Annotated in this window: 11 protein-coding genes and 1 pseudogene; 4 read left to right on the forward strand and 8 right to left on the reverse strand. The window is 38.1% G+C overall.

Annotated elements, in window-relative coordinates; translation table 11 throughout:
* Positions 1-2 precede the first annotated feature (2 nt).
* Together CFE53_RS02960 and hpt are read left to right on the forward strand one after the other, a co-directional pair.
* Positions 3-860 (forward strand): Mrp/NBP35 family ATP-binding protein, encoded by an 858-nt coding sequence (locus CFE53_RS02960; protein ID WP_148120407.1) that lies wholly within the window; start codon positions 3-5, stop codon positions 858-860.
* Positions 861-862: 2 nt separating this feature from the next.
* Positions 863-1417, forward strand: a complete 555-nt coding sequence (hpt, locus tag CFE53_RS02965; RefSeq protein WP_148120408.1) for a hypoxanthine/guanine phosphoribosyltransferase — start codon at positions 863-865, stop codon at positions 1415-1417.
* Between the two features lie 239 nt (positions 1418-1656).
* On the opposite strand, the gene CFE53_RS02970 is transcribed toward hpt, so the two are convergent.
* Both CFE53_RS02970 and CFE53_RS02975 read right to left on the reverse strand, forming a co-directional pair.
* A complete protein-coding gene (locus CFE53_RS02970; protein ID WP_172456350.1) occupies positions 1657-2847 on the reverse strand; it encodes a WD40 repeat domain-containing protein in 1191 nt (396 codons plus the stop codon).
* A 99-nt stretch (positions 2848-2946) separates the two neighbouring features.
* Positions 2947-3633, reverse strand: a pseudogene (locus tag CFE53_RS02975) (aminotransferase class I/II-fold pyridoxal phosphate-dependent enzyme); the annotation flags it as partial.
* Positions 3634-3670: 37 nt separating this feature from the next.
* On the opposite strand from CFE53_RS02975, the gene CFE53_RS02980 reads away from it, so the two are divergent.
* Positions 3671-4252, forward strand: a complete 582-nt coding sequence (locus CFE53_RS02980) for an RraA family protein (RefSeq protein WP_148120411.1) — start codon at positions 3671-3673, stop codon at positions 4250-4252.
* An 866-nt stretch (positions 4253-5118) separates the two neighbouring features.
* On the opposite strand, the gene CFE53_RS02985 is transcribed toward CFE53_RS02980, so the two are convergent.
* Positions 5119-6993, reverse strand: a complete 1875-nt coding sequence (locus tag CFE53_RS02985) for a molybdopterin biosynthesis protein (RefSeq protein ID WP_148120412.1) — start codon at positions 6991-6993, stop codon at positions 5119-5121.
* Between the two features lie 481 nt (positions 6994-7474).
* On the opposite strand from CFE53_RS02985, the gene ilvE reads away from it, so the two are divergent.
* Positions 7475-8338, forward strand: a complete 864-nt coding sequence (ilvE, locus tag CFE53_RS02990) for a branched-chain-amino-acid transaminase (protein ID WP_148120413.1) — start codon at positions 7475-7477, stop codon at positions 8336-8338.
* On the opposite strand, the gene CFE53_RS02995 is transcribed toward ilvE, so the two are convergent.
* The 5 genes from CFE53_RS02995 to CFE53_RS03015 form a co-directional block, all read right to left on the reverse strand.
* Positions 8335-8613: a TIGR00304 family protein gene (locus CFE53_RS02995; RefSeq protein WP_148120414.1), complete on the reverse strand. Its 279-nt coding sequence runs from the start codon at positions 8611-8613 to the stop codon at positions 8335-8337. The two genes, ilvE and CFE53_RS02995, sit on opposite strands and share 4 nt — an antisense overlap.
* Before the next feature lie 211 nt (positions 8614-8824).
* On the reverse strand, positions 8825-9346 hold the full coding sequence (thpR, locus tag CFE53_RS03000) for an RNA 2',3'-cyclic phosphodiesterase (RefSeq protein WP_148120415.1): 522 nt from the start codon (positions 9344-9346) through the stop codon (positions 8825-8827).
* Positions 9347-9350: 4 nt separating this feature from the next.
* The gene (locus tag CFE53_RS03005) at positions 9351-9512 is read right to left on the reverse strand and encodes a Trm112 family protein (protein WP_148120416.1); all 162 of its coding nucleotides are present in this window, start codon (positions 9510-9512) and stop codon (positions 9351-9353) included.
* A complete protein-coding gene (gene purB, locus CFE53_RS03010) occupies positions 9509-10852 on the reverse strand; it encodes an adenylosuccinate lyase (RefSeq protein WP_148120417.1) in 1344 nt (447 codons plus the stop codon). Before purB ends, CFE53_RS03005 begins: the two co-directional genes overlap by 4 nt.
* Before the next feature lie 13 nt (positions 10853-10865).
* On the reverse strand, positions 10866-12086 hold the full coding sequence (locus tag CFE53_RS03015; RefSeq protein ID WP_148120418.1) for a 2,3-bisphosphoglycerate-independent phosphoglycerate mutase: 1221 nt from the start codon (positions 12084-12086) through the stop codon (positions 10866-10868).
* Between the last annotated feature and the right edge of the window lie 25 nt (positions 12087-12111).

Below are 12111 nucleotides of genomic sequence, written 5' to 3' on the forward strand. Positions count from 1 at the left end.
TTATGGTGGAATGTGATAGAAAACATGATACATGTTCATTGAAGGACAGTTGTAGTAAGAGGATAGTGGAGATGCAGGATGAAAAAATAAGAGAAAACATGAGTAAGATAAAGCATAAGATAGGAATACTAAGTGGTAAAGGAGGTGTTGGAAAATCCACTGTAACTGTAAATTTAGCCACTGCATTAAACTCCATGGGAAAGAAGGTAGGTATCTTAGATGGAGATATACATGGTCCAAATATTCCCAAGATGTTAGGGGTGGAGGACGTTCAACCTTATGCAGATGAGAATGGTATCTATCCCATCACAACACCTGAGGGGATAAAGGTTATCTCTATAAGTTATTTCCTTCCAGATAGAGATACTCCTATAATCTGGAGAGGGCCTAAGATAAGTGGAGCAATTAGACAGTTCCTAAGTGATGTAATATGGGGAGAGTTGGACTATCTACTTATAGATACACCGCCAGGGACTGGAGATGTCCAACTTACTATAATGCAGTCCATCCCTGACATCGATGGAGTAGTTATAGTTACAACACCTGAGGAGGTTGCCCTCTTAGATGCAAAGAGATCTGTAGGTATGGCAAAGATGCTAAATATACCAATACTGGGATTGATAGAGAATATGGCGGGGTTTGTATGTCCCTACTGTAAGAAGGTGGTGGACGTATTTGGAAAAGGAGGAGGAGAGAGGGCAGCGAAGGAGTTAGGTATAGACTTTTTAGGGAGAATACCATTAGATGTAAAGGCAAGGGAGGCATCAGATAGAGGGGTACCTATGGTACTCTTGGACTGTCCAGCCTCCAAGGAGTTTAAAAAGATAGTTGAAAAGATCGTCAAAAAGTTAGAGGGATAAATATGAAGATGTTGATAGAGACGTTGAAATCCTCCCCTGTTGTAAAGAGAGGGGATTATCATTACTTTGTACATCCTATATCAGACGGTATTCCTCTGGTAGATCCTCATCTACTTAGAGAGGTGGCAACCTATATTATAAAAGTTTGTGATCTTGAAGATGTGGATAAGATCGTTACGGCAGAGGCTATGGGTATACCTTTGGCAACCATTCTCTCCCTATACACAGATATACCTTACGTTATTATGAGGAAGAGGAGTTATAACTTAGAGGGGGAGATACCAGTCTATCAGGAGACAGGATACAGTAAAGGCAATCTCTATCTAAATGGGATTAAGAAGGGAGATAAGGTTATAATTGTTGACGATGTAATATCTACTGGCGGTACTATGGTGGCAATGATCAAAGCCTTAGAAAGGGCAGGAGCAGAGATAAAAGATATTGTATGTGTAATAGAGAGGGGAAGAGGTAAGGAAGAGGTAAAGGAAAAAACTGGATACGATGTTAAAACCCTTGTTAAAGTTGATGTGGTAGATGGTAAAGTGGTTATTTTGTAATATAATATTTTTAATTTCAGTCCCAATTTAAAATACAGTTAAAAAATTAAATAAAAATAATTTTGAATAAAAAATTAGTGAAATATTAGTTAAAGGGAGGAGAAAGTGTCTATATCTACCTTCTCATTTCTAACTCCAACCTAAATTTTTAGATTTTTTAGATTGATTTTAACAAACTCATCAATCCCATACTTTTTAATATAGGAAAAATAATTCTTTATCTATTACTAATAGATGATCTATTCCTCATCCTCTTCGCCGATAAGTTTCTTTAATTCTCTGATTATTATTCTCTTTTCTCTTTCTAGTATTTCTTTTTCTAATTTTTTAATCTTGATCAGGAGATAGGGAATTTTTATAATGTAGTATATTGTTGCTAAACTGATTATTATTACTACAGGTGATCTCCAGTCCCAGTTTAAAATTAGGATCAGTATTACCTGGATGAGTATAAGGATGAATATGAGGGTGATGTTTTGTTTGATTTGGTTTTCATATTCTTCGATTTCATTTTTACATTGTTTGATTTGGTTTTTCATTTCCAATATTAACATTGCCTGTGGTGAGGCGAAGAGGTAGACATGTTTATCACCACTTCCAGCAACCACATACTCCCCATCAGGAGTTATGGAGACTGAGTTAACAATACCATCTGTCTCATACTTCCACAACAACTCTCCTTCTTTGTTGAAGAGGTAGACATGATCATCCCTACTCCCAGCAACCACATACTCCCCATCAGGAGTTATGGAGACTGAGTTAACAATACTATCTGTCTTATACTTCCACAACAACTCTCCTCTTTTGTTGAAGAGGTAGATATAATATCTACTCCCAGCAACCACATACTCCCCATCAGGAGTTATGGAGACTGAGTAAACACTACCTGTCCAATACTTCCACAACAACTCTCCTCTTTTGTTGAAGAGGTAGATTCTCCATCCACTCCCAGCAACCACATACTCCCCATCAGGAGTTATGGAGACTGAGTAAACACTACCACCTGTCTCATACTTCCACAACAACTCTCCTCTTTTGTTGAAGAGGTAGACATATCTCCAACTCCCAGCAACCACATAATCTCCATCAGGAGTTATAGAGACTGAGTAAACCCAACCATCTGTCTCATACTTCCACAACAACTCTCCTCTTTTGTTGAAGAGGTAGACATGTTTATCCTCACTCCCAGCAACCACATACTCCCCATCAGGAGTTATGGAGACTGAGTAAACACTACCACCTGTCTCATACTTCCACAACAACTCTCCTCTTTTGTTGAAGAGGTAGACATACTTACCATACCAACCCCCGCTCCCAGCAACCACATACTCCCCATCAGGAGTTATGGAGACTGACCATACGCTATCATCTGCCCTATACTTCCACAACATACAATAACCTTCATTCCTCCCATCTCTATCAAAATCCATCATATCACCCCACCTAATTAATTATAAATCTAAAAGCAATATTAACTGTTTTCATTATAATAATTATTATTCTAATTTTCATCAAAGTAATAATTATTTTCATCCCCTAAATTCACCTAACAAACTACCTAACCTCTCAAAATCCTCCTCCCTATGTCCCACATTTATACTAACCCTTATCCTCTCGAGACCCTTAGGTACAGAGGGATACCTGATCCCTGGAGCGTATATCCCATTCTTAAGTAGATACTCAGAAACCTCCATAGTTCTATCTCCAAGTATTACAGGATATATAGGTGTTAAACTATCCTCCTCAATTAGATTGTACCTCCTAAATATCCTATTTGCACTCCTTATATTCTCCTGTAACTTCTCAGTTAAATGGCCCTCCTCTATCAACTCTAAACTCTTAAGGGCTCCAGAAACCAGTGAAGGAGGTAGAGCAGTTGAGTATATGAAACTCCTTGAGGTGTTTATTAGGTACTCTACCACCTCCTCTATTCCACATACAAAGCCCCCCAACCCCCCAAATGCCTTAGACAGGGTGCCTATCTGGATGATGTTATCTGAAGGTTTTAAGTTGAAGTGTTTCAAGGTACCTTTACCTTTGCCTAGTACTCCGGTACCGTGGGCATCGTCTACTATAACTACACCGTTGTACTCGTCTGCAATTCTCTTTATGTCCTTCAGTGGCGCAATATCCCCATCCATGGAGAAGACTCCATCTGTGATAATGAATATATTGTTGTAGTTCTTTACTTTCGCCTCTAGGGTATTTATAAAATGATAAAAGAATTAAAATAAAAAATCCCAAACGATCACCATGATGATCCTAAAAGATGTCTCAGTTCCAAACCTCTCTGACGCTGGAGCGAAGGTACTTAAAGGTATAAAACCTGTGGATAACATTCGGGGTGTGGTATTTGGAGAGGCCTTTACAGTTAAAACATCTTCAGAGGATTGGGGCACAGTTGTAAAATCTATCTCCTACAGTAGGGGGAAAGTTATAGTTGTAGAATGTGAGGGAGAGGAGTGTGCAGTATGGGGAGGTTTAGCCTCATTAAATGCTAAGTTAAAGGGGGTTGTTGCAGTGGTGATAGATGGTTATGTAAGGGATCTGGAAGACATTAGGAGGATCAGGTTTCCAGTATTCTCAAGGGGATATACACCTAATGCTGGGAGTCCTTTAGATAGGGGAGTTATGGGAGTACCTGTGAAGTGTGGTGGCACTACTGTAAAACCTGGGGATATAGTAGTTGGAGACTGCAACGGTGTTGTGGTTATAGAGAGGGAGAGAATTGGGGAAGTGCTTGAGAGGGTTAAGGAGATTAAGAGAAAGGAAGGTAAGATAAGGGATAGGATTATGAGGGGGGTGGATCTAAGGGATATTTTGGGATTGGAGTAAAATAATGATAATAAAAATTACCATAAAATGAGATAAAACAAAAAAATAAAAAAATTCCTAAAAAAGGTTTAACAGGAATTTATCATACTTTTATACTTTTAAGCACTGCATAATGAAAAATAAAAAGTTAAATCCTAATATTGTAATATATAAAAGAACCTTAGTTCCCACCAAGTAGTGATTAAAAGAACAGTGAAAAATGATAATTATTATAATAAAAATCATAATTAAAATAATCAGTATAAAATCTATATAAATAAAACTATTAAACATTCTAGGATCTTTCCGAACCCTTAGATAAGATAGGGGATCCTATTCTGAATCCCTATATTAAAAGATATTCAAAGGATCATTTTTCTTCAATCTTCTTTTTAAATTTTTCTGTTTTTTAAACATTATTCTTTATTTTTTATTTTTATAATTATTTTTATTATTTTTTAAACTATCCTTTTGATGGGAACTAGGGTATAAAAGATATTAAGATCAAAGATAAATAATCCCCCTGGGATGTTATAAGATACTATATATCAAAGAATAATAATGATAATTATGAAAATAATAAGAATAAAAAATAAATGAAAATATTCAAAAAAACAAAAAACTTATATCATCTTAGATTACAATTCCCTGATACATAAAAATAAAAAAGGATTTAAGGAGAACGATCCTCTATATAAATCCTCTATCTTATCTTGGTGGGGAGTAAGGTTTATTTTTTTATTTATATCTTCCCAGCATTTTACATTATTGTTGTTATTACTCTTAAGATTTTTATTATTATTTTTATTATTCTTCTAATCACTCTCTTGATGAAAACTGAGATAAAAAAGTTAAATATAAATCCACCATTGAGACTATTTTTTTTATTAACACTTATATATTACCTCCCCACAGTTTGAAGGTTTTTTAAAGGGCAGATCTACTCTCTTCAAGGTTTCAATAAATCTCATAACATCTTCATCCTCTAACTTCTCAGATCTAATAAGAAAATCATAATGCTCCTCACCTATAGGTATAAACCTCAAGTTATACTGCTTAGCAACAGTTTCAATACCTACCCCTATATCTGCCCTACCTGTGGCAACTGCCATTCCAACTGCAGAGTGGGTTTTCGCCTCTATGTTATAACCTTTTATTTTACTCCTATCAATGCCTCTCTCCTTTAGAAATTTATCAAAGAGTATCCTTGTACCTGAGCCCTTATTCCTGTTTATAAATTTATATTTATCAATGTTTTCTAAGATATCCTCCAAGGTTTCTAATGGGAGATCCCTTCTAACTATAAAACCCTGTCTCCTTATATACCCTCTAACAAGTACTGCATCTTTAACATTATATCTCTCTAAGAAGGGGATATTGTACTCCCCATTCTCCCCAAGTAAATGTATCCCTGCAATATCTCCCTCACCTCTCTTTATAGACAACAACCCACCTATGGAACCTACGTTGATAGTCTTTGCATAGATGTTACCCTCCCTAAGTATAATATCCACACCTATACAGTGACTACCTACTATACTAAGTCCAAACTTTATATTCCCAAAGAGACATACCTCAACAGGCTCGTCCTCCAGTATCTCCTTACTCTCCTCTATAACAACGTACCCATCACTGTAAGTTAGGGAGGTAATAGCACCACTACCCTTGAGAATAGGATAAACAGTGTATCCCTCACTACCTCTAACTACAGATACAGGTAGATACTCCACCCTCCCCTTTGCAGACATATATCTAAGTGGGAAGTGTCCCCTTATACTCCTCTCCTCCCCTCCAAAGAGTACGTTAAACACTGTTAAACAGGATGTAGGATAACCTGGAAGTCCTAGAATTAACTTAGGAGTACCATCCCTTCCAGGCACAGTGCCTATTACAGTTGGCTTCCCAGGTTTTATCTTCATCCCATGGATGTGTATCTCCCCTCCAAGTTTCTCTATTACCTTGGCAGTTAGATCTCCCCTTCCAGCAGAGGTGCCACCACTTAGGATCACTATATCGTTGTTATCCTCTATAGTTCTCTTAACAGTTCTTATAAGATCCTCCTCTCTATCCCTTACAATGCCGTAGAATTTGAAATCCCAGCCCCTCTCCCTTATGGAGGCTGCCAAGGTGTAGGTATTGACGTCGTATATCTTGTAATCCTCCAGAGGTTTTCCAGGATCTATTAACTCATCTCCAGTGGATATCAACGCTACTCTCAACCTCCTCTTAACCTTTACCCTCCTCCTCCCTATAGCCGCCAATGCTCCAATATCCCTTGGAGACAGTAATGTGCCCCTCCTCAACACAAGTTCTCCAGCCATGATGTCGCTACCACAGTACTGTATATTCTCATGGGGTGCAACGCCCTGATATATCTTTACACTGTCTCCATCCCTCTCTGTATACTCCACCATAACTACAGCATCACAGCCCTTAGGTATAGGTGCCCCAGTTGCTATCTCCACAGCCTCCCCACTTTTAACCTCAATATTTGGAGAGTCTCCGGCCCTTATACTCCCAACAACCTTAAGTATCACTGGATTGTCTTCATCAGCCAGATAGGTATCCTCAGATCTAACAGCATAACCATCCATAAGTGCCCTATCAAAAGGAGGTACGTCCATCTCTGCAACAACATCCTCTGCCAGTACTCTATTTACAGATTCGAATAGATCTACCTCTTCCCATCCTATTTTCTCCAAGAATTTTTTTATTATTTCCTTTCCCTCCTCTATAGTTGAGAGTTTTAAAAACCTCTTAATAATATCCCCCTGAGGTAGTTATAAAAGATTTTATTTCGGAGATAAAATCTTATTTCAATTATTGTACATTATTATATTACTTGTAATTTATAGTTTAAAATTATGGTAATTAAAAAAATGTAAAATAAGGATAACAACCTAAAAATCAGAAAATAGATATCTCCATAAAAATACCTAAAAAGAGTAGTTCTTGTAAAGGTGTGAATTTCACAATTTATCTCTTGAAATACTCTAAAACACTGGAAAAAGGTTATTTGGATGCCTACTGGGTATTATTTTTAAAAGTTCTATTTTTTTATTTTTTATTCACTAATTCATATAATATTTTTCATCGAGATTCACAGGATTACCTTTTAGTATAGATGGTTTTTATTTAAAACTATAAAAATACTAAAAATTGATGAATCTGAAGAATATTATACTAAACTTTTATATAACTATTATTTTTTATTCAAAAAGAGATATTAAGAGGGGTGAATATATGAAGGTGTATTTAAATGGTAAGTTTGTAGATAAAGAGGATGCTAAGATATCTATCTACGATCATGGTCTTCTCTATGGAGATGGTGTATTTGAAGGTATAAGGGCGTACGATGGGGTTATCTTTAAATTAAGGGAGCATATAGATAGGCTCTACGACTCTGCGAGGTCTATTCTTTTAGAGATACCTCTCTCTAAGGAAGAAATGGAGAGAGTGGTGGTTGAGACTGTAAGAGTAAACAACTTGAGGGATGCCTATATTAGACTGGTGGTTACTCGAGGGATTGGTGATTTAGGATTAGACCCTAGAAAGTGTTCTAATCCAACTGTATTCTGTATAGCGGAACCTATGAACCCCCTACTTGGAGAGAGTGGTATAAGGGTTATAACATCCTCAATTAGAAGACTACCTGTAGATGTACTAAACCCTGCTGTAAAATCCCTAAATTATCTAAATAGTATTCTGGCAAAAATTCAGGCGAACTATGCAGGGGTTGACGAGGCTTTCCTACTGGACAGTGAGGGGTATGTGGTAGAGGGAACTGGAGATAACATATTTGTAGTAAAAAATGGTATTATAAAAACTCCTCCAGTGGCATCTAGTATACTTAGAGGTATCACAAGGGATACAGTTATAGATATAGCGAGGGAGTTGGGCTATACAGTTGTGGAGGAAAGACTTACCCTCCACGAGTTATACGTTGCAGATGAGGTGTTTATAACAGGCACCGCTGCAGAGGTAGTACCTGTCGTAGAGATAGATGGAAGGGTAATTAACAACGGTAAAACAGGGAAGATAACAAGAAGGTTAAAGGAGGAATTTGATAGAGTAAAAAGGATTTTGGGTACAAGAGTGTACGATTAAAAGACCCTCATATAGAAAAGATATACCCATAACATCATTAGGATCAGTATTAGGACAGAGAGAATGACTAATGTAGGTGAATTCCCGACAACGATAGGAATGGGACCGATCATAATAATACCTGAAAAAGAAACTTCACTTTCCTCCTTTTTATCTATCCTATCATCTATCTTATCTTTATTTTGAATCCCATATGTGATAACTCCAAAGGATACTAAGAAAAAACCGATAAATATTAGAAATATGCCAAGATGTATAAGGAGTAGTCTATCCATAATAATCCCTTTTTTGATTATTTAAATAAAAGATTAGTTTAAAAGTAGATAAATCTTATATGTTGGGTATTTTTTATTTTAATTTTTATACCTTTAGTTCTCATTAAAAAGTCTATCTTGATAAAATAAATAATAATAAAAATAATAAAAAATTTTTTAAAATAATTTAAAATTAATTAGATAAAAAATAATGATTAAAGAAATAAACTTATTAAAAATCCCATCTCTCAAGTACCTCATATATTGGCCCACTCCTTGTTAAGGTACTTTTCATCAACACTATACTATCTACATAGAGAGTCCCTAGATCTATATCTCTATATTTTTCTATCCTCTCTTTAAGGAGTTTCCTATCTTTAAGAAACTTCACCCTCCCTATGGTTATATGTGGCACGTACTCCCTCTCCCTTTTAAAGTTCAGATCTTGAAGTCTTTTATCTACCTCCTCAAAGAGAGGTACAAGGTTAGATGCACCTACCCAGATAACCCTTATATAGTTCTCGCTGGGAAACACTCCTAAACCCTTTATACGACTCTCAACAGGTTCTAAGGATAGATCCATACTCTTAATATCTTCTACAGTTTTCTCCTCTATCTCTCCAAGAAATTTAACTGTAATATGGAGATTCTCCTTCTCAACTAATTTGATACCATCTATCTTGAAGTTTCTTTTTAAATCCTCCAGTCCCTCAACTATCTCATCACTTAACTCAATAGCCAGGAAGCACCTCATAGTTTCACTTTCTTAGTAATATAGGTATATCATCTACTATAGGATATTCCTCCTTACATCTTTTACATAGAAGTTTATATCCCTTATACCTCTCCTCCACAAGTTCCAACTCTCCTCCACAGGATGGACACTGGAGTATATCTAAGTACTTCCTTACCCAGGTCATCTCTTCAACTCCCTTATAACGTTATCCACGATCTCTGGGGCTAGTCCTATATAGGTGGAGTAATCAAATAACTCCTCCAACTCCTCCTCACTGAGATACTTCATAACCTCATCGTCTTCCCTTAGAACATCCTTCAAATGTCTATCCTCCTCGTATGCCCTCATGGCACATCTTCTTACTACCTCGTGGGCTCTCTGTCTTCCCATGCCCTTTTTAGCAAGGGTTATCATTACCCTCTCAGCCATTATAAGTCCCTTTGTCAGTTCCAAGTTTTTCTTTACATTCTCCTTATTTACCTTCAACTTCCTAATACCCTTTATACATAAATTTAATATGTGATCCAAGAGTACACAGGATTCTGGGAAGAGACACCTCTCTGCAGAGGAGTTTGTCAGATCCCTCTCCTCCCATAGAGGAATGTTGTCAAATTCTGCAAGGGCATTTGCCTTGATTACTCTTGAGAGGCCACAGATCTGTTCGAAGGTTATTGGGTTTCTCTTATGGGGCATTGTGGAACTTCCAACCTGTTTCGTAGGATCGAACTCCTCCTCCAACTCTCCAATCTCCGTCCTCTGCATGTTTCTAACAGTTACCCCTATCTTGTTTAGGGTCTGGGCAATAAGGGCAAGAAGGGCCAGAAACTCCCCATGTCTATCCCTCTGGATAACCTGGTTGGAGATAAGAACTGGTGTCAATCCTAAGATCTCCCCTACCCTCTTATGTACCTCCATACCCTTCTCCCCAAGTGCTGCCATGGTACCTACAGCCCCAGTAACCATGGAGACACAGAGTCTCTCTCTACACTCCTTAAGTCTGTCTATATGCCTCTGGATCTCAGATGCCCAGAGGGCGAACCTCATACCGTAGGTTGTAGGGATGGCATGTTGTCCATGGGTTCTTCCGATACAGACGGTGTATTTATGCTCCTCTGCCTTCTTAAGTAGTTCCTCCTTTAACTCCTCCAACTTTCTAAGTAGAATGTCTATAGTTTCCTTGAACTGTAGGGACTGGGCAGTATCTACTATGTCGTTGGAGGTTACACCAAAGTGGATGTACTCTCCAGCATCCCCCTCACACACCTCTGCAAGAGCCTTCACCATAGCCATAACGTCATGTCTTATCTCCCTCTCGATCTCCTTAACCCTCTCTAACTTCACGTACTTTGTAGAAGCCTTCCTACAGATCTCCATCGCAGCCTCCTTAGGTATAATACCAAGTTCCCCCTGAGCCTTTGCAATGGCACCCTCTACCTCAAGCATCTTCTGTAGTTTATTCTCCTCGTCCCAGATCCTCTTCATCTCCTCGGAACCGTATCTGTAGTCTATAGGATGCACTGCCATATTTAATACCCCCTTAAGCACCGTACTTTTCAGATCTATTTATAAGATCTAGGAGTATAGGCATAATGTACTTACCCCTTATCCAGGATAAACCCCCCTTGTAGGTAGAAAATTCATCAAATCTATCTACATCGTCTGTCCTAACACCTTTACCCCATATCACTATAGGGACAGGATCTGCAGAGTGATCCCTAACCTCTATGGGAGAACTGTGATCCCCAGTTACTACAATATAAACCTCCTCCCTATCTACGTTATCCAGTATATACTCTAACATCCTATCTATGTTCTCAAGTACCTTTACCTTCGTCTCGTAGTCTCCATCATGGGACGCCTCATCTGCACCTTTTACATTAACCATTATAAAGTCGTAATTCTTAATATTCTCTACAACAGCCTTAGCCTTGCCCATGTAGTTTGTAGAGGGAGTACCTGTAGCACCCTCCACAGGTATAAAGTCTAACCCTACCATCTTCCCTATACCCTTTATCAACCCAGTACCTGCAATACAGGCACCCCTTAACTTGTACCTCTCATAAAATGGCTCTATATAAGGTACCACCCCTCCCCCTCTCGGTAGGATAATATTTCCAGGAGGTAATCCCTTTCTCCTCCTCTCCTCATTTACTGGGTGATTGTTCAACCTTTCATAGGAGATCTTTATCAGTTTATTGAGAACATCTGCAGTCCTTCTTGCCTCCTGAGAACTATCCAAGGGCTTAACCTCAGGTACCTTAACACCTTCTTTATGAGGATCTCCATCTGAAACCTTATCACTTAACCCCTCTCCCCTTAGAACAAGTGCAGCCCTATAACCTCCAGATTCCTTAAATATCACCTTAACCCCATCTATCTCCAGCCCATCTATAACCTTCTCAAGTTCCTTAGTTTCCCTTATCCTCCCTGCCCTCCTATCTAAAACCTTGAAGTTCTCATCTACAGTGGCAAAGTTACACCTAAATGCAACATCTCCCGGTTTCACCTCTATACCTACACCTGCAGCCTCAAATGGGCCCCTTCCAGTGTAATATTTATATGGATCGTATCCAAGGATGGCCAAGTGGGCGGTATCACTTCCAGGCCTCACCCCTATATCTATGGCACTCATTATTCCACAGATACCTTCTTTCGCCATCCTATCTAAGGTTGGAGTATTTGCCTCCTTTAAAGGTGTATTTCCCTTGGAGTTTGGTCTATCTCCCAATCCATCGATAATAAAGAGTATTATTTTCACAGATATCACCAAAAGGTTGTAAATT

It is taken from the genome of Methanofervidicoccus sp. A16, from assembly GCF_003351865.1.
In the GTDB taxonomy this organism is placed as follows: domain Archaea; phylum AGJL01; class Methanococci; order Methanococcales; family Methanococcaceae; genus Methanofervidicoccus.

Bases quoted from the DNA above. Each gene is read 5' to 3' on its own strand.
- CFE53_RS02995 (WP_148120414.1), bottom strand. From the start codon at position 8,613: ATGGATAGACTACTCCTTATACATCTTGGCATATTTCTAATATTTATC.
- purB (WP_148120417.1), bottom strand. From the start codon at position 10,852: ATGGCAGTGCATCCTATAGACTACAGATACGGTTCCGAGGAGATGAAG.
- CFE53_RS02960 (WP_148120407.1), top strand. From the start codon at position 3: ATGGTGGAATGTGATAGAAAACATGATACATGTTCATTGAAGGACAGT.
- thpR (WP_148120415.1), bottom strand. From the start codon at position 9,346: ATGAGGTGCTTCCTGGCTATTGAGTTAAGTGATGAGATAGTTGAGGGA.
- CFE53_RS02970 (WP_172456350.1), bottom strand. From the start codon at position 2,847: ATGGATTTTGATAGAGATGGGAGGAATGAAGGTTATTGTATGTTGTGG.
- ilvE (WP_148120413.1), top strand. From the start codon at position 7,475: ATGAAGGTGTATTTAAATGGTAAGTTTGTAGATAAAGAGGATGCTAAG.
- CFE53_RS02980 (WP_148120411.1), top strand. From the start codon at position 3,671: ATGATGATCCTAAAAGATGTCTCAGTTCCAAACCTCTCTGACGCTGGA.
- hpt (WP_148120408.1), top strand. From the start codon at position 863: ATGAAGATGTTGATAGAGACGTTGAAATCCTCCCCTGTTGTAAAGAGA.
- CFE53_RS03005 (WP_148120416.1), bottom strand. From the start codon at position 9,512: ATGACCTGGGTAAGGAAGTACTTAGATATACTCCAGTGTCCATCCTGT.